Raw genomic sequence first — 26,515 nt, forward strand, 5'->3', positions numbered from 1 at the left:
AATCTGCAATCGGAATCTCTCTTACATGCCCCGTATTCGCCGTTGGTTGGGCTGGATCCTGGCCACGCTCGTCGTGCTCGCACTGCTTGGCGCTATTGCTGCCGGCGGCCTGTATTACGCCATTTCCTCGAAGTTGCCGGACGTGCAGTCGCTCAAGCAGGTCGAGCTGCAGGAGCCGATGTACGTCTATGCCAGCGACGGCCGCCTGATGGCAGTGTATGGCGAGACCCGGCGCTACCCGATCCAGATGAAGGACGTGCCGCTGCGCCTCAAGCAGGCCTTTCTGGCGACCGAGGATGCGCGCTTCTATCAACATGGCGGTGTGGACTACAAGGGCATCGGCCGTGCGGTCTGGCTGCTGGCCACTACCGACGCCAAGCGCGTGCCGGGTGGGTCGACGATCACCCAGCAGGTGGCGCGCCAGTTCTTCCTCAGTTCCGAGTACAGCTACACCCGCAAGCTCGCCGAGATCCTGTTGGCGCGCAAGATCGAGAGTGAACTGAGCAAGGACGAAATCTTCGAGCTGTATCTCAACAAGAGCTTCTTCGGCAACCGCGCCTACGGCGTGGGTGCCGCGGCCGAGTACTACTACGGCAAGAAGATGAGCGAGTTGAGCCTGGACGAGATGGCTTCGCTGGCCGGTATCCCCAAGTTCCCGTCCAGCGGCAACCCGATCAGCAACCCGGAGCGTGCGCAGGAACGGCGCGATTACTATGTGTTGCAACGCATGGCCGAGCTGGGCTTTGTCACCCAGGCCGAAGCCGATGCCGCCAAGGCGGTGCCGATGCACGCGAAGCCTCACGAGCCGCCGGTCGAGGTCTATGCCCCTTATGTGGCCGAGTTGGTGCGCCAGGAAATGATCGCCAAGTACGGCGGCGATGTGCTCAACAAGGGTTACCACGTCACCACCACCATCGACGCGACGCTGCAGACCGGCGCCGATGCGGCGATCGCAGAAGGCCTGCGCCTGTACGACCACCGGCATGGCTGGCACGGCGTGGAGCAGCATTTCGATGTGGCCGCCGATGCCGATGCCGATGCGCCGGCGCTGGCCAAACATCTGTCGGGCGTGTTCACCCAGGGCGGCCTGCGCGCAGTGATCGTGGCGCGCACCAACGCCGACGGCGGCGTGACCGTGGTACAGAGCGACAAGACTGAGTTGACCCTACCGGCCAGCGCCAGCCGCTGGACCAACAAGACGCCGGCCAAGCTGCTGACGCGCGGCGACCTGACCCGCATCCGCGCCGGCGAAAAAGACGGCGAGTGGATCATCGATCAGTTGCCGCGCGGCCAGGCCGCGCTGGTATCGCTGGACGCCAACAGCGGCGCCCTGCGCGCACTGGTCGGCGGCTTCAGCTTTGCCGGCAACAAGTTCAATCGCGCCACCCAGGCGCGCCGCCAGCCGGGCTCGAGCTTCAAGCCGTTCGTATATGCAGCCGCGTTCGAGAAGGGCTTCAATCCGGCCTCGATCGTGCTCGATGCGCCGGTGGTGTTCCGCGACCGCCGCGGCAAGACCTGGTCGCCGCAGAACGACGGCGGCGGTTTCCGCGGCCCGATGCGCCTGCGCGAGGCATTGGTACAATCGCGCAATCTGGTGTCGGTGCGGCTGTTGGACGCAATCAGCGTCGATTTCGCACGCAAGTACATCAGCCAGTTCGGCTTCCAGGAAGCGGAGCTGCCGCCCAACCTGTCGATGTCGCTGGGCACCGCGTCGCTGACGCCGCTCTCGGTCGCGCGTGGCTATGCGGTGTTCGCCAACGGCGGCTCACGGGTGGAGACCTGGATCGTGGACGAGGTCAAGGACCGCGACGGCAACGTCATCTTCAAGGAAGTGCCGGCCGTGGCCTGCCGCACCTGCGCGACGCAGGGCGGCACCGCCGCACCGGTCAGCCAGGTGGTGGACGGCTTCAACTTCGGCGCGCCTGCGTTGCCCAAGTCGATCGAACCGGCGACCGCAGCGCCGGCCACACCAGCGGAGACCACCCCGGCAGCCGTTGCCGAAACCAAGATCGCGCCGCGTGCCATCGACGAGCGCACCGCGTACCAATTGGTGTCGATGATGCGCGACGTGGTCCAGCGCGGCACCGGCACCGCGGCAAAGGTGCTGGGGCGTGAGGACGTGGGCGGCAAGACCGGCTCGACCAACGACCATCGCGATGCCTGGTTCTCCGGGTTCGGCGGCCCTTACGCCACTACGGTGTGGGTGGGTCGCGACGATTTCCGCTCGCTCGGCTATCGCGAGTACGGCGGCAAGGCCGCACTGCCGATCTGGATCGACTACATGCGTGTCGCCTTGAAGGACAAGCCGATCGCCGCCAACGACCCGCCCGACGGCATGACCCAGGCCACCATCAATGGTGCGGTGGAATGGGTGAAGAACGAAGATCTGGATCGTCTGCAGGATTACGACTACGGCCTGCAGGAACAGCAGGACGAGAAGGCGTTCGATATTTTTTGAGTGCCGGGATTGGGGATTCGGGAATCGCAGCGGCATCGCGCCCGATCGGTTCCCCGAACGGTTTGGCGACATCGACTGTCCCCGGCCGCATAGAGCGCACTGGGCAATCATCGTTACGTGTGATTGCCCTTATCAGTGAAGACATGACGCATTCGCCACGCCGTCATGCGGCTGTTGTAGAGTCGAACCAGGTTCATTAGGGGAGCCCGGTCATGCACCACGCGCGCGAGCACGCCGATACGCGAACCCGAGAGCGTCGCCACCGATTGGCGCACGAAGCCGCCCGGCTGATGGCCGAAGGCGGCATCCGCGATTTTCATCAGGCCAAGCTCAAGGCGGCCAGCCGATTGGGCATCCATGACGATGCATCGCTGCCACGCAACCGCGAGATCGAAGACGCATTGCGCGAATATCAACGCCTGTTTGCCGGCCCCGCGCATGGCGTGCGACTACGCCAGCGGCGCGAAGCCGCATTGCGTGCGCTGGAGTTTCTCGGCCCGTTCCAGCCGCGACTGACCGGCCCGGTGCTCGAGGGCACCGCCGACGCCAATGCGCCTGTGCAATTGCAGCTGCATAGCGACGATGCCGACGCAGTGCAGCGGTTTCTCGAAGAACACCGCATCCCGGCCGAATTACGCACGCGCCGGCTGCGCCTGGATCGCGAGCGCAATGGCGAGTTTCCGGTGTGGTTATTCAGTGCCGAGGATCTGACTTTCGACCTGACCGTGCTGCCCTACGACGCATTGCGCCAGGCACCGCTATCGCAGCTGGACGAAAAACCGATGCCGCGCGCATCGGCCGCGCAAGTACGTCAGCTGCTGGCCGACGAGGACGGCCGCAACTCTTTGCAACAGCTGCGCTGACCGCAGCTCGCCGTAACGATCGGCGACCGACGGCAACGCCCCACCCATCAAAGCAAACGCCCCGCAATGCGGGGCGCTGGTTCAAGCAGACAACCGCAAGCGCTTAGCGCTGGCCGGCGTCCTTATAGTCGCGCTGGTCGTAGCCGGTGTAGATCTGGCGCGGACGGCCGATCTTCATTTCCGGGTCGACCTGCTGCTCCAGCCAATGCGACACCCAGCCGGCGGTGCGCGCGATGGCGAACATCACGGTGAACATTTCCACCGGGATATTCAGCGCCTTGTAGATCAGGCCCGAGTAGAAGTCGACGTTCGGGTACAGCTTGCGCTGCACGAAGTAGTCGTCCTTCAGCGCGGCTTCTTCCAGCTTCAGCGCCACTTCCAGCAGCGGGTCGTTGACGCCCAGCTCGCCCAGCACCTTGTGGGTCATCTCGCGGATGATCTTGGCGCGCGGGTCGAAGTTCTTGTAGACGCGGTGACCGAAGCCCATCAGACGGAACGAGGAGTTCTTGTCCTTGGCCTTGGCCACGGCGGATTCGACGTTGTCGGCGGTGCCGATCTCTTCCAGCATCTTCAGCACGGCTTCGTTGGCGCCACCATGTGCCGGGCCCCACAGCGCGGTGATACCGGCAGCGACCGAGGCATACGGATTGGCACCGGTCGAACCGACCAGACGCACGGTCGAGGTCGAGGCGTTCTGCTCGTGATCGGCATGCAGGATGAACAACAGATCCAGCGCCTTGGCGACCACCGGATTGATCTCCAGCGGCTCGCTCGGCACTTCGAACATCATGTGCAGGAAGCGGTCGACGTAGTTGAGGTTGTTGCGCGGGTAGCGGATCGGCCAGCCGATCGAATAGCGGTACGCGGCAGCAGCCAACGTCGGCACCTTGGCGATCAGACGGATGGCAGCCTGACGGCGCTGCTCCGGATCGTTGAGGTCCAGGGTGTCGTGATAGAACGCCGACAGCGAGGCGACCGAACCGGCCAGCATGGCCATCGGGTGCGCGTCGTGGCGGAAGCCACCGAGGAAGTTCTTCAGCGACTCGTGCATCATCGTGTGATGCGTGACTTCGTGGTCGAACTTCTGGAACTCATCCGCCGTCGGCAGTTCGCCGTTCATCAGCAGATACGAGACTTCCAGGAAGCTGGACTTCTCGGCCAACTGTTCGATCGGGTAGCCGCGATACAACAACACGCCGTTGTCGCCATCGATGTAGGTGATGGCCGACTTGCAGCTGGCGGTGGCGGTAAAGCCCGAGTCGTAGGTGAACAGACCGGTTTCTTTGGTCAGCTTTGAAATATCGACGCAATCATTGCCAAGCGTGGGCTTGAGTACCGGCAGAACAACCGACGTGTCGCCGGCGTTGAGCGTGACCTGATCAAGATCGGACACTGTGTACGCTCCTTCAGTGGAAGGCGCCTGTCACCAAATGGGCAGGCACGTGATGGAAGTCCAGGGCATCGCCCCGGATCACGTCATTATCGCACAGCAACATTTTGGCCGTCGCTTGGACAGAAGTCGTAGACGCACCCCGTCCGGGGCGTAAAAAACGAAGTTGTCACCGCCCAAAAAACAACGGCCGCGCAATGCGCGGCCGTTGCCGGTACAGCCCGTCCTGCAAGTTCAGCGCGCGTAGCGCTTCTGGAACTTGTCGATACGGCCGCCGGTGTCGATCACCTTGTGCTTGCCGGTATAGAACGGGTGCGATGCCGAGGAGATATCCACCTTGATCAGCGGATAGTCCTGGCCGTCTTCCCACTTCACGGTCTCTTTCGAGCTCATGGTGGAACGGGTCAGAATCTTGAAATCGGACGTCACGTCGTGGAAGACGACGTCGTTGTAGCTGGGATGAACGTTATCTTTCATGGACTTGGCGCCGGGCTGCCTGGATAAGCCGGTCATTATAGCGGCCTACCTTTGCCCGGCGCAAGCTGCGTCCTAACCGGCTGCCAACGCCGCCTCGACCAGGCCATGGAACCGCTGGCGGTCGTAGTCCAGCAGCAGGTTTGCGTTGTCGGGCGCGCCATCTCGGCGATTCCAGTCCACCACGGTCATGCCGCGGGTATGGGTGCCGGTCAGCTCGATGTGGACCGGCCGCCGCTCCAGCCGCTGCGCGCCCTCCGGATGCAGCGCGAAGGCCATCGCCAGCGCATCGGCGGCGTACCAGTGCTCGCCACGGCTGTCTTCGGACCACAGCCGGGTCTTGCGCGAGATTTCCTCGTAGAACTTCGCGCGCGCCGAGTCGGCCGCCAGCCATTGCTCGACATCCCGATGCAGCAGGCCGTGCGCGATGGTGGCCTCCCAGTCGGCGACATCGAACTGCGGAAAACTGCGGAACACGATATGCGCCGCTTCCGGGTCGAAGCCGATATTGAATTCGGCCGCCACGGTGATATTGCCGTGCCCGGTCAGCGCCCCGCCCATTACCACCAGCCGCGCCACGCGCTGCGGCAGGGTCGGATCCAGCGTAAGTGCCAGGGCAAGATTGGTCAGCGGGCCGAGCGCGACCAGCAACAGCTTGCCCGCGTGCTCATGCGACAGGCGCAGGATGGCCAGCGCGGCATGCTCGGCCTCGGCAGTGCGCCTGGCCGGCGCGAGACCAACGTCGCCAAAGCCATCGATGCCATGCACATGCGCCGCATCCACCGACGGATGCAGCAGCGGCTGCGGGCAGCCCGCGTAGACCGGCACATCCTCACGGCCCGCAATCTCGCAGACCTTCAAGGCGTTGCGCACGGTGTGCTCCAGGCCCACGTTGCCGGCGGCGATGGTCAGGCCGACCACCTCATGACGCGTGTCATTGAACGCCATCAGCAGCGCCAGCGCGTCATCCACGCCCGGGTCGGTGTCGATCAGCAGCGGTATCTTCTTTGTCATGGGATTCGGGATTGGTCATTCGGGATTCGTTGCCGCATCTTCGCAAGGATCGGCGAGGCACGCGAATCCGCTACACACCCAGATCGCAGCGACCTGGCTTTTACGAATCTCCAATCTCTAATTACCAATCCCCGCTTCACGCTCAAGCGGCGGCGTAACGCACCGCACTGCCGATCCAACGCGCAACCACACGATCGGCGATCTCCGGCGCTTCGGCCAGCAGCCGTTCGGCAAGCACCTGCACGCGCGGCAGCAACCCGGCATCGCGGGCCAGATCGGCAATGCGAAAACTCGCCAGGCCGGTCTGCCGGGTACCCAGCAATTCGCCCGGGCCACGCAACTCCAGATCCTTTTCGGCGATCACGAAGCCGTCGTTGGTCTGGCGCATGGTTTCCAGACGCTGCCGCGCCATCATCGACAACGGCGCCTGATACAGCAGCACGCAACTGGACGCAGCCGCGCCGCGGCCGACCCGTCCGCGCAGCTGATGCAACTGGGCAAGACCCAGGCGCTCGGCGTTCTCGATGATCATCAGCGAGGCGTTGGGGACGTCCACGCCCACTTCGATCACGGTGGTGGCGACCAGCAGATCGGTGTGGCCCTGCTTGAAATCCAGCATGGCTTTTTGTTTTTCGGCCGGCTTCATGCGGCCGTGCACCAGCGCCACGCGCACGCCCGGCAACTGGGCCGATAGCGCTTCAAAGGTGACCTCTGCGGCCTGCGCTTCGATCTTTGGCGGGCCAGGCGGCGCGCCTTTGCCGGGCTCTTCGCTTTCTTCGATCAAGGTGCACACCCAATACGCCTGGCGCCCTTCGGCGCAGGCGGCGCGGATGCGCTCTACCAGGTCCGGGCGACGTTCTGCGCTCAAGACAATCGTCTGCACCGGCGTGCGCCCCGGTGGCAGTTCGTCAATGGCGGAAACATCCAGATCCGCGTAGGTCGACATCGCCAAGGTGCGCGGGATCGGCGTGGCGGTCATCACCAACTGATGCGGTACGCTGCCGGCAGCCGCACCCTTGTCGCGCAGGGCAAGCCGCTGATGCACACCGAAGCGGTGCTGCTCATCGATGATGGCCAGCGCGAGGTCGTGGAAGACCACCGCCTCCTGCATCAATGCATGCGTGCCGACGACGACCTGCGCCTGGCCGGAGGCCACCTCGGCCATCGCCGCAGCACGCGCCTTGCCGGTGACCTTGCCGGCCAGCCAGACGATGCGCACGCCCAGCGGTTCCAGCCAGCCACGCAGGTTGGTGAGGTGCTGCTCGGCCAGCAGTTCGGTCGGCGCGGCCAGCGCCACCTGCTTGCCCTGCTCCACTGCCAGCATCGCCGCCAACGCGGCGACCACGGTTTTACCGCTGCCGACATCGCCCTGCACCAGCCGTAGCATCGGCGATGGCTTGGCAAGATCGCGCGCAATCTGCTCGAACACGCGCTGCTGCGCGCCGGTGAGCTGGAACGGCAATGCCGCGCGCAGTTGCTGCACCAAGGTGCCGTTGCCCGGCAGCCTCGGTGCACGAAAACGCTGCAAGGCGATGCGTTGGCGGCGCAGGCTGAGTTGATGCGCCAACAGTTCTTCGAGTGCCAAGCGTTGCTGCGCCGGGTGACCGCCTGCGAGCAATTGCTGCGGGTCGGTGTTGACCGGCGGGCGATGCATGGTCAGCAACGCGGCGCGCAACGAGGGCAGTTGTTCGTCCTGCAGCCAATGCGGGGGCAGCAATTCCAGCGCGGCCTCCGGCGGCAACCGCTCCAGTGCCTGGCCGATGAGCTTGCGCAGCGTGGCCGGCCCAACGCCCTCCAACACCGGATAGACCGGGTCCAGGCTATCGCCCAGCCCGGCATCTTCGCCCTCCGCCAGCACACGGTAACTGGGGTGCACGATCTCCCAACCGTTCTGCCCCGGTTTGGGCGTGCCGAACACCCGCACCCGCGTGCCCGGCGCGAACTGCGCCACCTGGGCCGCGCGGAAGTGGAAAAAGCGCAGCACCAACGTGCCGTGCGAGTCGTCCGACACCGCTACCCGCAGCACCGGCCGGAAGCGGAAGCCGCGCTCCATCGCATCGACGCGGCCTTCGATCTGGGCCGGCACGCCGCCCTGCAACTGCGCGATCGTGGTCAGCCGCGTGCGGTCTTCGTAACGCAGCGGCAGATGCAGCCACAGATCCTGCAAGGTAAAAATGCCACGCGCAGCGAACTTCTCGGCCACTTTCGGGCCGACCCCGGGCAGGCTGGACAGCGACGCCTGGCCTGCAACGGCCAGGCTCGGCGTGACGGTGAGCGCGCGTGGCACGGCAGATCGAATCGGATCAGTCGAACTGGATCACTCGAGCACCATTACCGCATCGACTTCGAAGCCGGCGCCCTTGGGCAGACCGGAGACTTCGATGGTGGAACGCGCGGGGAACGGCGCCTGGAAATACTCCTGCATCACCGCGTTGACGGCGGCGAACTGGCCGAGATCGGTCAGGTACAGGCCCAGGCGCACGATCTTGTCGAGCGAGCCGCCGGCTGCTTCGGCCACCGCCTTGAGGTTGTCGAAGCAGCGACGCGCTTGCGCACCGATGTCGCCCGGCACGATCTCGCCGGTCGCCGGATCCAGCGGGATCTGCCCGGAGAAATACACCGTGTTGCCGGCACGCACGGCCTGCGAGTACGGGCCAATGGCGGCAGGCGCCTGGTCGGTATGGATGATCTGGGACATGGAAACTCCGCTGCAAAGGTGTGTGCAGCAGTTTAGGCGTTTGTGCGGATTTGCTCGACTGTTGCGCGCGTTTTACTGACGGCCGACGCTTTGCACCACATGCAAGCGCCGCAGCCGGCGCATCACTTCGGCCAGATGGCGGCGGTCGCGGACCTGGATGTTGAAGCGCAGCACCGCCGCATTGAAATCGCGGTCCAGGTAATCCACACGCTCGATGTTGGACTGGCTCTGCGCGATCGCCGCCGCAAGCTGGGCCAGCACGCCGGTGCGGTTTTCCACCTCGACCACCAAGGCGGTGTCGTAATCGCCGGTGACGCCCGAATCCCAGTCGATCGGCACCCAGCGTTCGGGCGATTTGCGCAGTTCGGCCAGGTTGGTGCAATCCAGCCGGTGCACCACGATGCCTTTGCCGGCGGTGTGGTAGCCCATGATTTCGTCGCCGGGAATCGGCTGACAACAGTTGGCGAAGCTGATCACGCCGCGCTCGCTGCCGTCGATCAGGATCTTTTCGTGCGAATGCTTGGAATGACCGCCGCCGCGCAGTTCGGCGTAGGCCATCAGCGCCTGCGCAGCCTGATTGGGCATCCAGTTGCCCAGCGCCACGTCGGCCAGCAAGGCTTCCAGACGCGGATAGCGGTGCTCGCTGAGGAAGGCGTCCAGGCGACCCTTGGGCAACCGTTCCAGCGAGCTGTCCATCGCCTCCAGCGCGCGATCGAGCATGCGGTGGCCGAGTTGTACGGCATCTTCGTGTTCGAGTTGCTTGAGCTGGTGGCGAATCGCGGTGCGCGCCTTGCTGCTGACCACAAATTCCAGCCACTGCGGTTTGGGCGTGGCCGAGCGCGCGGTGATGATTTCCACCGCCTGGCCGCTGACCAGCTTGGTGCGCAAGGGCACCAGCTTCTTGTCCACGCGCGAGGCGACCGCGCGATTGCCCACGTCGGTATGCACCGCGTAGGCAAAATCCAGCGCGGTGGAATTGCGCGGCAACGCCAGGATCTTGCCCTTGGGCGTGAACAGGTAGACCTCGTCGGGAAACAGATCGACCTTGACGTTGTCCAGAAACTCCAGCGACGAGCCGGCGGCGCGCTGCGAATCGATCAACTCCACGATCCAGTCGTGCGCACGGCTCTGCGCGCTGTTGGGCGAGGTGGAACCGACCTTGTAGGTCCAGTGCGCGGCCACGCCGCGTTCGGCGATCAGGTCCATCTCTTCGGTGCGGATCTGCACTTCGATCGGCGAGCCGTACGGGCCGAACAACACGGTGTGCAGCGACTGGTAGCCGTTGGCCTTCGGGATCGCGATGAAATCGCGAAAGCGCCCGTCCAGCGGCTTGAACGTGGCATGCACCGCGCCGAGGGCGTGATAGCAATCGGCCACCGAACGCACCACCAGACGGAAGCCGAATACATCCATCACCTGGTCGAAGGATTTGTTCTCTTCGTGCATCTTGGAATAGATGCTCCAGGGCGTCTTGATGCGACTGACCAGACGATGTTCAAGCCCTTCCTTGGCCAGCCGCTGCGACAGCTGCACTTCCACCTGCGCCATCGATTCGCGCCGCACCACCGGCTGGCTGCGGATGTGCTTTTCGATGATGGCGTGACGCCATGGATACAGCGCGCGAAAGCCCAGGTTCTGCAACTCGGACTTGATCAGGCTCATGCCCAGGCGCTGGGCGATGGGCGCATAGATTTCCAGCGTTTCGCGCGCGATGCGGCTGCGCGCCTCGCTGCTCTGCGCGCCCAGCGTGCGCATGTTGTGCAGGCGGTCGGCCAGCTTGATCATGATCACGCGCAAGTCGCGCGACATCGCCAACAGCATCTTGCGGAAACTTTCTGCCGCCGCTTCCTGGCGGTCGCGGAACTTGAGCTTGTCCAGCTTGGTGACGCCATCGACCAGCTCGGCCACCGCTTCGCCGAACTCGGAGGCCAGCTCTTCGCGGGTCAGCGGCGTATCTTCGATGGTGTCGTGCAGGATCGCGGCGATCAGCGATTCCATGTCCAGGCCGAGTTCGGCGAGTACGCCGGCCACGGCGACCGGATGGGTGATGTAAGGCTCGCCCGACTTGCGGGTCTGGCCGGCATGCGCGGTGGCCCCTACTTCCCAGGCACGGCGCAGGATCGGCAGCTGCTCCTTGGGAAGGTAGCTGGCAGCGCGTTCAAGGTGCAGGACGTAATCGGGGATGGCCGGGTCGGGAGACGAGGACGTCACGACGGTCGCCTGGGCAGTGGGGCCTGGGTTCATGGCGGAAGACTATGCCAGCGGCGCAGTCACGGCAAACGTTTGCGCACTACGCGCGCGAAAGCGGCCCGCAAACGAAAACAGCCCGCACAAGGCGGGCTGTTCGGATCGATCGCAGCGATGCGAGCAATCAATCGTCGTTCTTGGACATGTCTTCGTCGGCGACCACTTCGGCGGCGGCCCATTCCAGCGCTTCGCGCTCTGCGCGCTCGCGCTCGGCCTTCTCGACTTCATCGATCAGCGCGTTGTCGATCCGGCGGGCGGCGATCTCGCGCAGCGCCATCACGGTGGGCTTATCGCTGGCGTCTGCGTTTTCGATCAACGGCTGCACGCCGTTGGCGAGCTGACGGGCACGCTTGGAGGCCATCATGACCAGCTCAAAACGGTTGTTCACGACTTCCAGGCAATCTTCTACGGTAATGCGGGCCATGCGGGCTCCCGGCGACCAGCAACGGCCGCGCATCGAATGAGGGAAAGGGGGCGGAGTGTACGCCGGGGCCGCTGGGCGGGCAACCGGCTGTCATTCAGTTTGCTTTGGAATCAGCCACTTGGAACAAATCGATCAAGACGCAGCGCCTCCTGGTGCGCAGAACAGCCCCGCAGGCCTGGCCGGCCGTTTCCCCCAAGCCGCGGCGACATGCGGGCAGAATGCCGATCTTCAGCTGCGGCGTCGTCGCACCGTGACACCGAGGATCGCCGCTCCACCCACCACACCAGGAACTCAGTCAAGCAGCGCCTGGATCAGGCCGGCATGCCGCTGCTGTTGCGCCTGCCGACGCAGCCGGCTGGCGGTGAAGATGGCGCACATCTCCGAGACGGCGGTGTCGAAGGTCTCGTTGATGATGACGTAATCGAATTCTTCGAAGTGCAGCATCTCTTCACGTGCGGCGGCCAGGCGCTGCGCCATCACGTCCTCGCTGTCCTGCCCGCGCTTGCGCATGCGCTCGTCCAGCGCCTGGCGCGATGGCGGCAGGATGAAGACACTGACCGCGTCGGGGACTTTCTGGCACACCTGGCGCGCGCCCTGCCAGTCGATTTCCAGCAGCACATCGTGGCCGGCAGCCAGCTGCGGCTCCACCGACTGCCGCGCGGTGCCCTTCCAATCGCCATGCACCAACGCATATTCGAAGAAGTCGCCCGCTTCGATCATGCCCTGGAACTCGTCGGCGGAGACGAAGTGGTAGTGCTCGGCATGCCGCTCGCCGGGCCGCGGCGCGCGCGAGGTGAACGAGATCGACAAGGCAATCTTGGGATCACGCGCCAGGGTGGCGTTGACGATGCTGCTCTTGCCGGCGCCGGAGGGGGCCGCAACGATATAGAGGGTGCCGCGCATTTTTAGGGAATAGGGAGTCGAGAATAGGGAATGGGGCACCGCGCGGAGCAAGCAGGCCGAGGGGAATCGTACCTGCTTTGACGATTCCCCATTCCCGATTGCCTACTTACGGCTACTCGATGTTCTGCACCTGCTCGCGGATCTGGTCGATCAGCACCTTCAGATCCACCGCCGCGTTGGACGTGCGGCTGTCCACCGACTTGGAGCCCAGCGTATTGGCTTCGCGGTTGAATTCCTGCAGCAGGAAGTCCAATCGACGGCCGACCGGTTCGCGCTGCTTGAGCACGCGGCGGATCTCGGAAATATGGCTGGACAGGCGATCCAGTTCCTCGTCCACGTCCAGCTTCTGCAGCCACAGCACCAGTTCCTGCTCGGCGCGCCCCGGGTCCACCGGATGCGGCAGATCGGCCAGGCGTGCGGCGAGCTTGGCGCGCTGACCTTCGCGAATGACCGGGATCAGCGTGCGTACTTCGGCGGCGATGCGTTCGATGGCATCCACCCGCTCGCTGATCGCCTCGGCCAGCTTGCCGCCTTCACGCTCGCGCGCGGCGACGAAACTGTCCACTACCTCATCGAGCAATGCCAGGGCCTGCGCCTGCAACGCCGGTGCGTCCACGTCCTGCACCTGCAGCACGCCGGGTAGCTGCAACAGATCGGTAAAGCCGACCTGCAGCTTGGGGAACATACCGTCAAGGCGCGTGGCCAGTGCGCCCAGTTCCTGCAGCAGCGATTCGTTCACAGCCAGGGTCTGCGCGTTGTCGGGCGCGCGCAGGCGCAGCGCCAGATCCAGCTTGCCGCGGCTGTTTTTTGCCGCCACGCGTTCGCGCAGCATCGGCTCCAGCGCACGCAGTTCTTCGGGCAGGCGCACGCCTATTTCCAGAAACCGGTGGTTGACCGAGCGCAGCTCGCAACCGAGCGTGCCCCAGGGCGTGATGCGTTCGCCGCCAGCAAACGCGGTCATGCTTCGAATCATCGTCAGTCCCGTGCCTTCAAAGCGCGAATGGTACCCTAGCCGCCCGCGCTGGCTGACCGCCTCGCCACGCGCTGACCCAGACCCACCTCCCGACTTCCGGACTCATCGCATGACCTTTTCCCGTCCCAGCGGCCGCACGGCCGACCAGCTGCGCCCGGTGCGCATCGAACGCGCTTTCACCCGTCACGCCGAAGGCTCGGTGCTGGTCAGCTTCGGCGACACGCGCGTGCTGTGCACCGCCAGCGTGGAAAACCGCGTGCCGGGGTTCCTCCGCGGCAAGGGCGAAGGCTGGGTGACCGCCGAATACGGCATGCTACCGCGCTCCACCCACACCCGTTCCGACCGCGAAGCCGCGCGTGGCAAGCAAGGCGGGCGCACGCTGGAAATCCAGCGCCTGATCGGCCGCGCACTGCGCGCCTGTGTGGACCGCAATGCCCTGGGCGAGCGCACCATCACCCTGGACTGCGACGTGCTGCAGGCCGATGGCGGCACCCGCACCGCTGCGATCACCGGCGCCTACGTGGCGCTGGCCGATGCGGTGAACCTGCTGCTCAAGCGCGGCGACATCAAGAAGCATCCACTGATCGGCGCCGTGGCCGCGGTGTCGGTGGGCATCTATCGCGGCGAGCCGGTACTGGATCTGGATTACCCCGAAGACAGCGACTGCGACACCGACATGAATGTGGTGATGAATGACGGTGGCGGTTTCATCGAGCTGCAGGGCACTGCCGAAGGCCACGCGTTCCGCCGCGACGAACTCAACGCGCTGCTCGCCCTGGCCGAAAAGGGCATGGGCGAATTGTTCGCCCTGCAACGCGCTGCGCTGGCCGGATGAGCCGTCGCATTGCCCTGACCACCTTGCTGGTCGCCGATTACGATGCGGCGATTGCCTGGTACACCGGCGCGCTGGGTTTCCACGTGCTGGAAGATCGCGCACTTGGCGACGGCAAACGCTGGGTGGTGATCGGCCCGGGCAGCGCGCAGGACGCCGGCTTGCTGCTTGCGCAGCCGGCCGACGCCGCGCAGCAGGCACGTATCGGCGACCAGACCGGTGGGCGGGTGGATCATTTTCTCTACACCGACGACTTCTGGCGCGACCACAAGGCCATGCAGGCGTTCGGCGTGGAATTTCTAGAAACCCCGCGTGAGGAGCTGTACGGCACGGTCGCTGTATTCCGCGACCTGTACGGCACCAAGTGGGATCTGCTGGAGCCCAAGCAATGAAACAATTGGTCCTGGCCAGCGGCAACGCCGGCAAGCTGGAAGAACTGCGTGCCATGCTCGCAGACCTGCCGCTGCGCATCGTGGCGCAGGGCGAACTGGGTGTCGAAGACGTGCCGGAAACCGGCCTGACCTTCGTCGAGAACGCCTTGATCAAGGCGCGTCATGCCAGCGCGGTCACCGGCCTGCCGGCACTGGCCGACGACTCCGGCCTGATCGTCGATGCCCTCGGCGGCGCGCCCGGCTTGTACAGCGCGCGCTATGCCGGCAGCCCGACCAATGCGCAGGCCAACAACGCCAAGTTGCTCGAGGCCATGCGCGCCGTGCCGGCAGAGCGCCGCGGCGCGCGGTTTTATGCGGTGATCGTGCTGCTGCGTCACCCGGAAGATCCGCAACCGCTGATCGCCGAAGGCAGCTGGGAAGGGGTGATCACCACCGAACCGCGCGGCGATGGTGGCTTCGGCTACAACCCGGTGTTTCTGGACCCGGTGTACGGCCTGACCGCTGCGGAAATGGAGACTGCGTTGAAGAACCGGCTGAGTCACCGTGCGGTGGCGTTGGCCACGTTGCAGCACAAGCTGCACGCCCTGTCGCTGTGAACGATGGCCTGATGCAGTGTCCGACCTGATTCCACCGCCGCTGTCGCTGTACGTGCACCTGCCGTGGTGCGTGCGCAAATGCCCGTACTGCGATTTCAACTCGCACGCGGCCAAGGGTGTGCTGCCGTTCGAGGAGTACGTGGATGCGCTGATCCGCGATCTGGACAACGATTTGCCGCTGGTGTGGGGCCGCGTGGTGCATTCGGTGTTCTTCGGCGGTGGCACGCCGAGCTTGTTTCCGCCCCAAGCCATCGACAGATTTCTGCAAGCGGCGGCTGCGCGGCTGCGCTTCGCACCGAATCTCGAGATCACCCTGGAAACCAATCCAGGCACCGCCGAGCATGGCCGCTTCGATGGTTATCTCGCGGCCGGCGTAAATCGCCTGAGCTTCGGGGTGCAGACCTTCGACGATGTGGCGCTGCAGCGGCTCGGTCGCATCCACGACAGTGCCGAGGCCGAGCGTGCGATCAAGCTGGCGCAGGATGCCGGCTACGACAATTTCAATATCGACCTGATGTACGCGCTGCCCGAGCAAACCCTGGCACAGGCCGAGCGCGATCTCGAGCGTGCCTTTGCGCTGCAGCCCACGCACATGTCGCATTACCAGCTCACGCTGGAGCCGAACACGGTGTTCTTCGCGCGGCCGCCCAAGGGCATTCCCGATGACGACGCGGCCTGGGACATCCAGGAACATTGCCAACGTCTGCTTGCGGACGCCGGCTACGCGCAGTACGAAGTGAGCGCCTACGCCAAGCCCGGGCGGCAATGCGCGCACAACCTCAATTACTGGCGCTTTGGCGATTATCTGGGCATTGGCGCCGGTGCGCACGGCAAGATCAGTTCCGGCGCCGAGCAGCACGTACTGCGCCGCTGGAAGCACAAACATCCGCAGAGTTATCTGGCCAGCGCCGGCAATGCGGCATCGATCGGCGGCGATGAAGTCGTGCCGCGCGCGCGGTTGCCGTTCGAATACATGCTCAATGTATTGCGCCTGCACGAAGGCTTCCGGCTGAGCGATTTCGAAGCCTCCACCGGTCTGGAGGCGTCAGAGATCGCAGCGCCGTTGGCGCCCGCGGTCGCGCAGGGTTGGATGACCGAGCAGGACGGACGCGTGATACCGACCGAACTGGGCCGCCGCTTCACCAACGACGTGGTCGAGTTATTCCTGACCTGACGCTGGTCAGCAAACCCTCGCGAGCGCCCGTCATCCGCGCGTGACCGGCACGGCAGGTCTGGAGTGTTCGAGTGGTCCATCGTACCGAGCAACGGCCGCGCCTGGCCGCTCCAATGTCGCGCGGCGACAGGGAAAACATGCTACATAGCTCACGCTTCGAACCGAGCACACCTCCCCGGATGTCCACGCCTGCCTCTTCCCTGCAGCACACACTCAGCGGCCCGATTGCCGATGCGCCGGTGTCCGCGCGCGGCCGGCATCTGCTCGCGGCACTGCACGCGCACTGCGTGCAGGCGCTTAGCGGGCCGCTGCGGCTGACCATCGTCGAGCTGGAACGCGAGTTGCTGCATCAGGCCGAACATGCGCGCAACAGCCAGATCCAGGCCGAAACCTACGCGCAGACGCGTGGCCTGCGCGATCATATCGATCGGTTTCCGCAAGCCTTTCTGCAGCAGCTGGCGCAGGATCTGGCCAACCTGCGCGAGCGCCCGTCGCTGACACCGCTGGCCGATGCGCCGGCGCATCCGCAGATGCTCACGCTGGTGGAAGACACCGATATCGACCGCGACATCGTGCTCAGCGAGATCGCGCGCCGCGAAACCTCGCGCCGTGCCGATGCGCTGCAATTGCTGGCGCAACGGTTGGCGGTGATCGGCGTGGTTGCCGAATTCGAACTCGAAGAAGTTCCGCTCGGTCCGTACGCGCTGTGCCGCCTGCTGCGCCAATGCGGCGAAACGCTGGGGCTGAGCCTGGATGGGCAACTCACGCTGTACCGCGTGTTCGAGCGTCAGCTGATCGAGCGCCTGAACGATCTGTATGAGCGTGTCAACAGCGTCCTCGCACAGGAAGGCATCCTGCCGGGGCTGATCTATCACCCGTATCTGGTCAAGCCCACGCAGGTGCAGACGCGGCGTGCGCTGCCTGCATCGGCCACTGGATCGCAGGATGCTGCACCCACCAGCGCGCGCGCGATGCCGCCGCGTGGCGGGCAACCGGCGACCGGCTGGAGCGGGCAGTCCGCACCGACACCGTGGCAGAGCGCCTTGCTGGATCCGTCCGATTCTCCGATGACACTGGCTGCGGCTACATACGGTGAGCAGGCAACACCTGCATTGAGCGATGCAATGCAGGCGCTTGGCGGCCTGATGTCTTCGGCACGTCAGTCGCAGGCGGCCGGCAACACAGGTCCATCCGCGCCTCACAGTTTATCGAATCACAGCGCTGCCAATCACGGCACAGCGCCCGCAACAGGCTCGCAGGCAACAGCTGAAAGAGCATTTCCCCAGCTGGCTTCCACGGCAGTGCCCAAAGCCGCGCTCAGCGACGCGCTGGCCAGCCTGCAAGGCGCGTTAGCCGCGCAATCGACTGCAGCGGCCGGCATCGATGCGGTGCAGCGGCAGGTGCTGGAGTTGCTGCGCGCCCAGCACGGCCCGGACGCGGCGCTATCGTCGCAGGACACCGACACCTTCGACCTGCTCGGCCTGCTCTACGCGCAGATGCAACGCGAAGTGCGCGAGCAGACCCCGGCGCAGACCTTGCTTGCCAAGTTGCAGGTACCGGTGGTGCGCGCGGCATTGGCCGACACGCATTTTTTCGTGCGCGATCAGCATCCGGTGCGCGAATTGCTCAACACCGTGGCCGAGTCCGGTGCGGTGTGGCTGGGCGAGGACGATGTCGACCCGCAGTTGCTGCACAAGCTGGGCAATGCGGTCGACAAGATCGTCAACGACTATCAAGGCGACGAAAGCGTCTTCGCTGCGGCCAACGACGAGATCCAGACGCATCTACGCGCACTGGCGCGCAAGGCCGAGGTCGCCGAGCGGCGCCACGTGGATGCCGCACGCGGCAAGGAACGGCTGGAATCGGCCAAGCAGCAGGCCGCCGATCGCATCGAGGATCTGTGCGAGCAGAGCGCGCCACCGCGTTTCGTGCAATCGCTGCTGCGCCAGGCGTGGTCGGACGTGCTCACGCTCACGCTGCTGCGGCAAGGCGAGCAATCGCCCGAATGGGATGAGCGCCAGGCGCTGACGGCGCGTATCGCTGAGGTCACCTGTCTGAGCAAGGGTCAGCCCACCGACACTGCGCTCGGTGGCGATGTCCAAACCGCACTGCTACAAATCGGCTATCACCAGGACGAAGCAGCGGCGATCGCACGGCGCCTGTCCACGCCCGGTGGCGAAGACGAGATGACCTCGCGCACCGAACTCACCGCCAAACTCAGGGCGCGCACGCGGCTGGGCGACCAGGGCGACAACGCCCCGCGCAAGGACATCGCCACACCGCGCTCGCCGGCCGAAGAGGCGTGCTACACGCAGTTGCGCAGCCTGCCATTCGGTACCTGGTTCGAATTCGTGGTCAACCAGCAGGGCGACCTGCGTCGGCAACGGCTGTCCTGGTACAGCCCGATGACCGACAACGCGTTGTTCGTCAATCAGCGTGGGCAAAAGATCGGCGAGCAGTCGCTGGATGGTCTGGCGCGGCTGATGGCCGGCGGCCAGGCGCGCCTGCTGATCGAAGAAAAATCGCGTCTGATCGACCGCGCCTGGCATGCCACCGTGCGCACGTTACGTCACCTTGCCGGCCAGTCGCCTGCTGCAGAGGTCGCCCCATGATCCAGGACACCCGTCGCGCACCGCGCCGTCAACCGACCGATCTGGTGCCGGTCACCGACATGCTCAGCGAGGCGCAGATCGGCCGGGTCGGTAACGTGTCGGAAACCGGCATGCTGTTGCTGGCTTCGGTTCCGCTGCATGACGACGCCTTGTATCAATTGCGCTTCACCCTGCCCGAGCGCGTGGGCCGCGCCACCGAGATCGATGTCGGCGTGCATCTGCTGTGGTCCGAAGCCGCGCACGCCCCCGGACAGGCCTGGGCCGGTTTCCGCTTTCTGACCATGTCGGAGCCACATCGGCGACGTCTGCGCGCCTGGATCGCCGAAGAACACATGGCCGGCTGAAGGCACAGCGCCGCTGCCAGGATTGCGGCAAAATTGCGCATTGCCTTTGCATTGCCGATCGAGCCCCGCATGACCCAGCCGTCCTTGAGCCACCTGTATTCCGACCACCTGCGCACGCTGACCGCACGCGCCGATCAGGCGCTGCAACGCGGCGGCTTCGATCATCTGGTCGTGCCCAGCGGCAGCCTGCATTACCAGGTGTTCGACGACCGCGATTACCCATACGCGGTCAACCCGCAGTTCAAGGCCTGGGTGCCGCTGACGCGGGTGCCCAACAGCTGGCTGATCTACACCCCGGGCAGGCGCCCGACGGTGATCTTCTACCAGCCGTTCGACTACTGGCATGTGGTGCCCGACGCCCCCAGCGGCTGGTGGGTGGAGCACTGCGACATCCACATCATTCGCACCCCGGACGAAGCATTGACGCTGCTGCCCAAACAGCCCGAGCGCTGCGCGATTCTCGGCGAAGCGCAGAGTGCGCTCGGCGCCTATGTGCCGAACAATCCGCAGCCGGTGATCGATTACCTGGACTACCAGCGCGCCTTCAAGACCCCATACGAACTCGCACTGCTGCGCATTGCCCAGCAGCTGGCAGTGCGCGGCCATCGCGCCGCCGAAGCGGCATTCCGTGCAGGCCAGAGCGAGTTCGGCATCCACATGGCGTATTGCGCAGCCGTAGGCCAGGACGCCAACGAACTGCCGTACGGCAACATCATCGCGCTCAACGAACACGGCGCAGTGCTGCACTACACCGAACTCGGCCAGCAGCCGCCGCAACCGCTACGCAGCTTTTTGATCGATGCCGGCGCTTCGGCCTACGGCTACGCCAGCGACATCACCCGCACCTATGCCGCCGACCCGGGCAGCGAATTCCAGGCACTCATTGATGCAGTCGACGCCGCACAGATCCGCATGGGCCAGAACGTGCGCGCGGGCGTGGATTACAAGCAGCTGCATGTGGAGGCGCATCTGGCGTTGATGGGCATCCTCAAGGACTTCGGCATTCTCACCGTGTCGCCGGAGGCTGCGCTCGCCACCGGTGTCAGCGCCGCGTTCTTCCCGCACGGGCTGGGCCATCTGATCGGCTTGCAGGTGCATGATGTCGCCGGCTTCGCAGCCAGCGACCGCGGCGGCCGCATCGAGCGCCCCGCCGGTCACCCGTATCTACGCCTGACCCGCGTGCTCGAACCGGGCATGGTGGTCACCATCGAGCCGGGCGTGTACTTCATCGACATGCTGCTGGACGAAGTGAAGAAGAACGGCCACGCCGCCAGCATCGACTGGGCGCGCGTGGCACAGTTCAAACCCTACGGCGGCATCCGCATCGAAGACGAATTGGTCTGCACCGATGACGATCCGGAGAACCTTACCCGCCCGGCATTTGCCGCAGCGGCCTGATGATTTAACGGGAAAGCAACGTCATCGCACTGCTAACGACCAAGGACTCGATCAATCATGGATTGTCTTGGCACGCCCAAATACCTCTCACTTTGTAGTTGCCAGTTTGATCAGCACTGAGAGGCCCCCACGTAATAAGCTTTACAGATTGAGTAGAACTGTACATGCCTTTGCATTTGCGCCAAGCCGTCCCCCACTGGTCATTGAATGTCCCCTTCTCGGTTGGTCTTGTTGAATATGATGTAAGCGGAAATGCTTCACCAATCTGGGATCCAAAAACGGGAGCAATAGCCAGACACGTGGTCAATACAAGTGCAGTAACACACAAGCCACGGCGCGATGCCAGGAGCTGCATAAAAGTAGATTTCATAGGAACTTTTTCCAAGAAGTCAGACAAAGAGCGGTGGAGCACAAACAGGAGAAGCCACGTTGCTGCAAGAACGCAGACGGCAGATAACGTGGCTTACGATAACCCAAGGCTTGCACACCGCCACCTGGAACACTTCGCTTCCTGCATTACAAGATCGCGCAAGTGACCCCCGATCACCGCCTTCATGCAATACGCCAAGAAACAGCACAGACTTCCACGGCGCCAACGGCATCAGCGCTGGTGCACCCTAGAAAATCCAAGCGCAGTCACGCTGACAGTCAGGTGCGGCAGGTAGACCAATACCTGACTGATGTCGGCTGTAATTTTGCGAGTTTGATGGTGTAGACACCGCCTGCCCATGCAGCACGTCGCTCCACCGCCCTCGTTCTGTGTGGAGGACACTCTTACTGCCGCAACGTCCCCACCATCTCCGCTTCGATCTCGTCGGCACTGCGCGCCAATGCGTCGGTCAACACGCAATGGCCCTCTGCGGTGATCAGCACGTTGTCTTCGGTGCGGATGCCGATGCCGCGCCACCTGGCCTCCACCGTGGTGTCGTCGGCGCTGATGTACAGCCCCGGTTCGATGGTGAATACCATGCCCGGTTCGAGCAGGCGCGAGTCGCCCGCCAGCCGGTAGTCGCCCACATCGTGCACATCCAGGCCCAGCCAGTGACCGGTCTTGTGCCGATAAAAGCGCTTGTAATGGCCGTCGGCGATGTTGCGCTCCAGCGTGCCCTTGAGCAGCCCCAGGCGCAGCAATCCTTCGGTCAAGGTTTCCACTGCGGCCAGATGCCCGGCTTCGTACGCTACGCCGGGGCGCGCCTGCGCGAGTGCGGCAGCCTGCGCCGCACCGACCAGATCGTGCAGCGCGCGCTGTGCCGGCGTGAAGCGGCCATTGACCGGGAAGGTGCGGGTGATATCGGCCGCATAGCCGCGATATTCGGCGCCGGCATCGATCAGCACCAGCTCGCCGTCGCGGCTGCGCGCGTTGTTGGCGCGGTAGTGCAGCACACAGGCATTGCTGCCGGTGCCGACGATACTGCCGTATGCCGGCCATGCATCGGCGGCGCGGAATTCGCGCTCGACCTCGGCCTGAAATTCGTACTCATGCACGCCCGGCCGTGCCAATCGCATCGCGGCGCGATGCGCACTTACGCTGATGTCGGCGGCGTGCTGCATCAACGCGATTTCATCGCGCGATTTGAACAGCCGCTGCTCGTGCAGCAGATGCCCCAATTCCAGGAATTCGTGCGGCGGTTGCGCGCCGTGGCGCACCTGCTCGCGCACGCGCTTGAGCCAGCCGATCAACTTGAGATCGAAATCGACATCGCGCCCGAAATGGTAGTAGACGCGGCTACGGCCTTCCAGCAACCCCGGCAGGATCTCGTCGACATCGTCGATGGGATACGCATCGTCCATGCCGTAATGCGCCACCGCGCCTTCCTGACCTTCGCGCGGGCCATCCCAGGCTTCGCGCTCGGCATTGCGCTCGCGGCAGAACAGGATCGCCTCGCCATGCTTGCGCCCGGGCACCAGCACCAGCACCGCTTCCGGCTCCGGAAAGCCGCTCAGGTACCAGAAATCCGAGTCCTGCCGGTACGGGTAATGGGTGTCGTGGCTGCGTACCCGCTCGGGTGCGGCCGGCAGGATCAGAATCGCCTGCTCGCCGGCCATCTGCATCAACTGCTTGCGCCGGCGCGCGTATTCGGCCGCGCCGATCCCGGTGAGCTTTTTCATGTCGGTTGTGCGATCAGTTCAAACGTTGGCGGAAACGCGGCCCCATCACGCAGTCGCCATGCAGCAACAGCACCGCCACGCGCACAAACTCTTCGATCTCGGCCAGCGCGGTGTCGTCTTCGTCGGCGGCATCGAAATCGTCGCTGGAGGCCTGCGCCAGCCGCGCCAGATCCTGCAGGGCTTCTTCGCCTTCTTCGGTCAATGCCGGGCGCTGCTTTGCAGCCAGGCCGAACCCGCCCAGGAAGGCACGGCACCAGTCGAACAAGGCATCGGTACGCGCCGCCAGCGGTGCGCCGTCGTCGATCAGCAAGAGTTCGAAGGCGAAATCGCGGTCTTCCAGTTGCGCGACCGTGGCCTGCCGCATCTGGTCCAGCGCGCCGCCCTGCTTGGGTGGAACCTGCGCCACGTCGGCCAGCACGTGCCCCAGCCAGTCGCCGCTGTCGGCGCCACCGCCGGAGAGCCATCCGCACAGCCCACCATGCAACTCCGCCGCCGAGGACGCCAGCGCCAACTGACGACTTTCGTTTTGCACAGCGGTTACGTCAGGCAGATCCATCAGGTCATCCAGGCTAAGAACAGAAGGGGCCGGCACACGGGCCGGCGATCAGACTGCCCAGTGTATCAAGGCACCCCGCGTCGGCCGCTACTGCCGCGTTCCATGGCGCGTTCCACGCGCACGACGCCGGCCTGGCTGGACGCGGCGCCAGCCCTTGTCGGGACTGGCCTGACGACAGGTGCAGGGGCCGTAATCGCGCGCTTGACCGCCGCGCGCACGCGCCCCTATCGTGAGCACATGGACAACGCTGCCGCCCTCGCCCAACTCCGCGCACTTACCGCCCGCGTGGAGGCGTTGGTCGAGCGCACCCAACGGTTGACCGACGAGAACCGCAGCCTGCGTCATCAGCAGGAGCAGTTGATCGGCGAGCGTGCGCAGTTGTTGACCAAGAACGAACAGGCGCGCTCGCGCGTGGAAGCGATGATCGTGCGCTTGAAGTCTCTGGAGCAACACACGTGAGCAACAACGAGCCGGTCAGCGTGCGTATTCTGGATCGTGAATACACGGTTGGCGTCACCGCAGACGAACGCGAGGGTCTCACTGCTGCGGCACGCCTGCTGGATCTGCGCATGCGCGAGATCCGTGGCAGCAATCGCATGGCGGCGGTGGATCGCGTTGCAGTGCTGGCCGCGCTCAATCTGGCGCACGAACTGCAGCAACTGCGCGAACAGCAAGCGCTCTACGAGCGTGAGTTGGCGAACACACTGGACAACTTGAATCGTCGTCTCGACAGCGTGGCCGACACACCGCGTTGAGTGCAATTCGCACTGTCGTCGCAAATATGAATTTTCAATCGTGCCGGCCGACGAATGGGCTAGCCATCGCGCAGCAGAGGTCTATACTTCACCTGCGTTCTCTGCTGTAAACGACAGCGTGCAAAACATTCGCCTTGTCCCTTAATTACGACCACGGGGGCGCGACGAAGCCGGGAGTGCAAGTCCGCCTTGTAGCGGGAAGCCCGATGGCCTCACAGCGTCCCCACTTGAACCCCGGGTTCAAGGTCGTTTCGCCCGCATCGTTCATGGCGGAGAATGCAAATCTGAAACGGCGCCTTCGGGCGTCGTTTCTTTTTGTGCGTCTGAAACAATGCGTCATCCCTTCCGCCATGAGACACCCATGACCGACGACCGAGACGCATTGCGCCAGCAGTTGCGTGCGCTGCGCCGCAGCCTGCCGGCGACACAACGATTGGCTGCCGCCGATGCGCTGGCCGAACGCCTGCTGGCGCTGCCGTTCGCGCCGCAGACCGGTGCCGTGGCCGGGTATTGGGCGATGGATGGCGAAATTGCGCTGCACCGGTGGCAACTGAGCCTGCCGGCCGGCGTGCGCTATTGCCTGCCGGTACTGGACGGCCGCGTGCTGCGCTTCGCGCCGTGGCGGCCGGGCCAGGGGCTGGTCAGCAACCGCTACGGCATTCCCGAGCCGGACGTGGAGCGCGCCGAGCTGCTTGCACCCGAGGAAATGGCATTGGTGATCACGCCGCTGACCGGCTTCGATGCGCAGTGCCGGCGGCTAGGCATGGGAGGCGGCTGGTATGATCGCAGCTTCGCGTTCCGGCATCGCCAGGCGCCGCCGCCCTGGCTGGTCGGCGTCGGCTTCGCTGCACAACAGGTTCCCGCCTTGCCCGCCGAATCGTGGGACGTGGCGGTGGATGCTGTCTGCACCGAACGCGCCACCTTCCTGAAAAACGACACCGTGTCCGTATGACTGCCCGCAAGCGCTATTGGTTGATGAAGTCCGAGCCGGACACGTTTTCCATCGATGATCTGGAGCGTGTCGGCACCGAGCCGTGGAACGGCGTGCGCAATTACCAGGCGCGCAATTTCATGCGCGACGGCATGCATGTGGGCGATGGGGTGTTTTTCTACCACTCCAACTGCAAGGTGCCGGGCATTGTTGGCATCGCCAAGGTCGCCAGCGCGGCGTACCCGGACGACACCCAGTTCGACCCCAAGTCCGATTACCACGACCCCAAGGCCAGCCGCGAAGACCCGCGCTGGATGCTGGTGGACGTGTCCTTCGAGCGCAAACTCAAACGCACGATTGCGCTGGACGAAATCAAGCAGCAAGCCGATGCGCTGGGCGAAGGCTTCCCCTTGATCGCCCGCGGCAACCGCCTGTCGATCCTGCCGGTGACTGCCGCGCAGTGGAAGCTGCTGCTGGCGATGGAGTAGCCGGGAGTAGAGATTCGGGATTTGAGATTTGCAAATCCCGGCTCAGCCCAGCCGCTCTCGCGATTCCCCAATCCCGATTCCCCAATCCCGAGCTCTTACCCATGTCCGAAGCAAAACGCCTGGCTGCCGAAAAAGCGATCGATTACGTGGAAGACGGCATGATCGTCGGCGTGGGCACCGGCTCGACGGTGGCCTACTTCATCGACGCCTTGGGCCGCATCAGCCATCGCATCAAGGGTGCGGTGTCCAGCTCCGAGCAGAGCAGCGCGCAGCTCAAGCGCCACGGTATCGAGGTGCTGGATCTCAATCACACCGGCAACCTGTCGCTGTATGTGGACGGCGCCGACGAGTGCGACCCGAACCGCTGCCTGATCAAGGGCGGCGGCGCGGCGTTGACGCGCGAGAAGATCATCGCCGAGGCCAGCGAGCGCTTCATCTGCATCATCGACCCGAGCAAGCAGGTGCCGGTGCTGGGCACCTTCCCGTTGCCGGTGGAAGTGATTCCGATGGCGCGCAGTTTGGTGGCCCGTCAGATCCTGGCGCTCACCGGTGGCCAGCCGGTGTGGCGCGATAACGTGATCACCGACAACGGCAATGTGGTGCTGGACGTGCACAACCTGCAGATCACCGACCCGGTGGCACTGGAGCGCAGTTTGAACCAAATTCCCGGCGTGGTCTGCGTGGGCCTGTTCGCGCGTCGCCCGGCCGATGTGGTGATCGTCGGTGGCGAACCGCCGCGCGTGATCTGAACGATGACGCGCGTGCGTTGGAACGCGCGTTTCCGGCCTGCGTTGCGACGCGGCTGCGGGCCGGCCACCTACTGCACGCAATGACCGGCCCAACCCACCACGCCGGCTTGACGCACGCGGCCGCTTGGCAGAAGG

Annotated in this window: 25 protein-coding genes and 1 other RNA gene; 15 read left to right on the plus strand and 11 right to left on the minus strand. The window is 64.7% G+C overall.

The genetic code is table 11. The annotated features are described in order from the left end of the window. Positions 1-25: 25 nt before the first annotated feature. A complete protein-coding gene (locus XcyCFBP4188_RS06945; RefSeq protein WP_104591838.1) occupies positions 26-2,458 on the plus strand; it encodes a penicillin-binding protein 1A in 2,433 nt (810 codons plus the stop codon). A 212-nt stretch (positions 2,459-2,670) separates the two neighbouring features. Then, positions 2,671-3,321 carry a hypothetical protein gene (locus XcyCFBP4188_RS06950; protein WP_043909468.1) on the plus strand — a complete coding sequence of 217 codons (651 nt, stop codon included), beginning with the start codon at positions 2,671-2,673 and terminating at the stop codon, positions 3,319-3,321. A 103-nt stretch (positions 3,322-3,424) separates the two neighbouring features. Here XcyCFBP4188_RS06950 and XcyCFBP4188_RS06955 read toward each other — a convergent pair whose 3' ends face one another. From XcyCFBP4188_RS06955 to XcyCFBP4188_RS06995, 9 genes are all read right to left on the minus strand, one after another. Next, positions 3,425-4,714 carry a citrate synthase gene (locus tag XcyCFBP4188_RS06955; RefSeq protein WP_006451360.1) on the minus strand — a complete coding sequence of 430 codons (1,290 nt, stop codon included), beginning with the start codon at positions 4,712-4,714 and terminating at the stop codon, positions 3,425-3,427. Between the two features lie 231 nt (positions 4,715-4,945). Next, positions 4,946-5,188 carry a type B 50S ribosomal protein L31 gene (locus tag XcyCFBP4188_RS06960; RefSeq protein ID WP_043889669.1) on the minus strand — a complete coding sequence of 81 codons (243 nt, stop codon included), beginning with the start codon at positions 5,186-5,188 and terminating at the stop codon, positions 4,946-4,948. Between the two features lie 72 nt (positions 5,189-5,260). Further along, positions 5,261-6,199, minus strand: coding sequence for a nucleoside hydrolase (locus XcyCFBP4188_RS06965; RefSeq protein ID WP_006451362.1), 939 nt, complete (start codon positions 6,197-6,199; stop codon positions 5,261-5,263). A 142-nt stretch (positions 6,200-6,341) separates the two neighbouring features. Continuing rightward, positions 6,342-8,486, minus strand: a complete 2,145-nt coding sequence (gene recG, locus XcyCFBP4188_RS06970; RefSeq protein WP_006451363.1) for an ATP-dependent DNA helicase RecG — start codon at positions 8,484-8,486, stop codon at positions 6,342-6,344. 30 nt (positions 8,487-8,516) lie between these two features. Continuing rightward, positions 8,517-8,897, minus strand: coding sequence for a RidA family protein (locus tag XcyCFBP4188_RS06975; RefSeq protein ID WP_006451364.1), 381 nt, complete (start codon positions 8,895-8,897; stop codon positions 8,517-8,519). A 72-nt stretch (positions 8,898-8,969) separates the two neighbouring features. Beyond that, entirely contained in the window at positions 8,970-11,141 is a 2,172-nt protein-coding gene (locus XcyCFBP4188_RS06980; RefSeq protein ID WP_006451365.1) for a RelA/SpoT family protein, read from the minus strand. Between the two features lie 127 nt (positions 11,142-11,268). Next, complete coding sequence (gene rpoZ / locus XcyCFBP4188_RS06985) at positions 11,269-11,568, minus strand: DNA-directed RNA polymerase subunit omega (RefSeq protein WP_002812428.1); 300 nt, start codon at positions 11,566-11,568, stop codon at positions 11,269-11,271. Positions 11,569-11,859: 291 nt separating this feature from the next. Next, complete coding sequence (gene gmk, locus XcyCFBP4188_RS06990) at positions 11,860-12,471, minus strand: guanylate kinase (RefSeq protein ID WP_006451366.1); 612 nt, start codon at positions 12,469-12,471, stop codon at positions 11,860-11,862. A 112-nt stretch (positions 12,472-12,583) separates the two neighbouring features. Continuing rightward, the gene (locus tag XcyCFBP4188_RS06995; RefSeq protein WP_006451367.1) at positions 12,584-13,444 is read right to left on the minus strand and encodes a YicC/YloC family endoribonuclease; all 861 of its coding nucleotides are present in this window, start codon (positions 13,442-13,444) and stop codon (positions 12,584-12,586) included. 109 nt (positions 13,445-13,553) lie between these two features. Here XcyCFBP4188_RS06995 and rph point away from each other — a divergent pair, with 109 nt between their 5' ends. The 7 genes from rph (at position 13,554) to pepQ (ending at position 20,792) form a co-directional block, all read left to right on the plus strand. Next, entirely contained in the window at positions 13,554-14,279 is a 726-nt protein-coding gene (rph, locus tag XcyCFBP4188_RS07000; protein WP_005996762.1) for a ribonuclease PH, read from the plus strand. Beyond that, positions 14,276-14,668: a VOC family protein gene (locus XcyCFBP4188_RS07005; RefSeq protein ID WP_006451368.1), complete on the plus strand. Its 393-nt coding sequence runs from the start codon at positions 14,276-14,278 to the stop codon at positions 14,666-14,668. The genes rph and XcyCFBP4188_RS07005 overlap by 4 nt, the downstream gene beginning before the upstream one ends. Next, positions 14,665-15,264 (plus strand): RdgB/HAM1 family non-canonical purine NTP pyrophosphatase, encoded by a 600-nt coding sequence (rdgB, locus tag XcyCFBP4188_RS07010; RefSeq protein ID WP_006451369.1) that lies wholly within the window; start codon positions 14,665-14,667, stop codon positions 15,262-15,264. The genes XcyCFBP4188_RS07005 and rdgB overlap by 4 nt, the downstream gene beginning before the upstream one ends. Positions 15,265-15,280: 16 nt before the next feature. Further along, positions 15,281-16,438 (plus strand): radical SAM family heme chaperone HemW, encoded by a 1,158-nt coding sequence (gene hemW, locus XcyCFBP4188_RS07015; protein ID WP_104591840.1) that lies wholly within the window; start codon positions 15,281-15,283, stop codon positions 16,436-16,438. Between the two features lie 179 nt (positions 16,439-16,617). Then, positions 16,618-19,050 (plus strand): DUF1631 domain-containing protein, encoded by a 2,433-nt coding sequence (locus XcyCFBP4188_RS07020; protein WP_006451371.1) that lies wholly within the window; start codon positions 16,618-16,620, stop codon positions 19,048-19,050. After that, positions 19,047-19,394 carry a PilZ domain-containing protein gene (locus tag XcyCFBP4188_RS07025; protein ID WP_006451372.1) on the plus strand — a complete coding sequence of 116 codons (348 nt, stop codon included), beginning with the start codon at positions 19,047-19,049 and terminating at the stop codon, positions 19,392-19,394. The genes XcyCFBP4188_RS07020 and XcyCFBP4188_RS07025 overlap by 4 nt, the downstream gene beginning before the upstream one ends. 69 nt (positions 19,395-19,463) lie before the next feature. Continuing rightward, the gene (pepQ, locus tag XcyCFBP4188_RS07030; RefSeq protein ID WP_095575420.1) at positions 19,464-20,792 is read left to right on the plus strand and encodes a Xaa-Pro dipeptidase; all 1,329 of its coding nucleotides are present in this window, start codon (positions 19,464-19,466) and stop codon (positions 20,790-20,792) included. A 774-nt stretch (positions 20,793-21,566) separates the two neighbouring features. Here the strand turns inward: pepQ and XcyCFBP4188_RS07035 are convergent. Both XcyCFBP4188_RS07035 and XcyCFBP4188_RS07040 read right to left on the minus strand, forming a co-directional pair. Further along, positions 21,567-22,901 carry an aminopeptidase P N-terminal domain-containing protein gene (locus tag XcyCFBP4188_RS07035; RefSeq protein ID WP_006451374.1) on the minus strand — a complete coding sequence of 445 codons (1,335 nt, stop codon included), beginning with the start codon at positions 22,899-22,901 and terminating at the stop codon, positions 21,567-21,569. A 13-nt stretch (positions 22,902-22,914) separates the two neighbouring features. Next, positions 22,915-23,457: a YecA/YgfB family protein gene (locus tag XcyCFBP4188_RS07040; protein WP_006451375.1), complete on the minus strand. Its 543-nt coding sequence runs from the start codon at positions 23,455-23,457 to the stop codon at positions 22,915-22,917. A gap of 237 nt (positions 23,458-23,694) precedes the next feature. On the opposite strand from XcyCFBP4188_RS07040, the gene XcyCFBP4188_RS07045 reads away from it, so the two are divergent. The 6 genes from XcyCFBP4188_RS07045 (at position 23,695) to rpiA (ending at position 26,380) form a co-directional block, all read left to right on the plus strand. Then, complete coding sequence (locus XcyCFBP4188_RS07045) at positions 23,695-23,916, plus strand: TIGR02449 family protein (RefSeq protein ID WP_043889867.1); 222 nt, start codon at positions 23,695-23,697, stop codon at positions 23,914-23,916. Then, positions 23,913-24,212 carry a cell division protein ZapA gene (locus XcyCFBP4188_RS07050; RefSeq protein ID WP_104591841.1) on the plus strand — a complete coding sequence of 100 codons (300 nt, stop codon included), beginning with the start codon at positions 23,913-23,915 and terminating at the stop codon, positions 24,210-24,212. Before XcyCFBP4188_RS07045 ends, XcyCFBP4188_RS07050 begins: the two co-directional genes overlap by 4 nt. A gap of 95 nt (positions 24,213-24,307) precedes the next feature. Continuing rightward, a non-coding RNA gene (gene ssrS / locus XcyCFBP4188_RS07055) (6S RNA) lies at positions 24,308-24,492 on the plus strand. An 81-nt stretch (positions 24,493-24,573) separates the two neighbouring features. Then, a complete protein-coding gene (locus tag XcyCFBP4188_RS07060) occupies positions 24,574-25,164 on the plus strand; it encodes a 5-formyltetrahydrofolate cyclo-ligase (protein WP_006451378.1) in 591 nt (196 codons plus the stop codon). Continuing rightward, on the plus strand, positions 25,161-25,631 hold the full coding sequence (locus XcyCFBP4188_RS07065) for an EVE domain-containing protein (protein WP_167393509.1): 471 nt from the start codon (positions 25,161-25,163) through the stop codon (positions 25,629-25,631). Before XcyCFBP4188_RS07060 ends, XcyCFBP4188_RS07065 begins: the two co-directional genes overlap by 4 nt. Before the next feature lie 101 nt (positions 25,632-25,732). Next, positions 25,733-26,380, plus strand: a complete 648-nt coding sequence (gene rpiA / locus XcyCFBP4188_RS07070; protein WP_006451380.1) for a ribose-5-phosphate isomerase RpiA — start codon at positions 25,733-25,735, stop codon at positions 26,378-26,380. The last annotated feature ends 135 nt before the right edge of the window (positions 26,381-26,515 follow it).

Origin of the sequence: Xanthomonas hortorum pv. cynarae, from assembly GCF_002939985.1 — a bacterium.
GTDB lineage: Bacteria > Pseudomonadota > Gammaproteobacteria > Xanthomonadales > Xanthomonadaceae > Xanthomonas > Xanthomonas hortorum_D.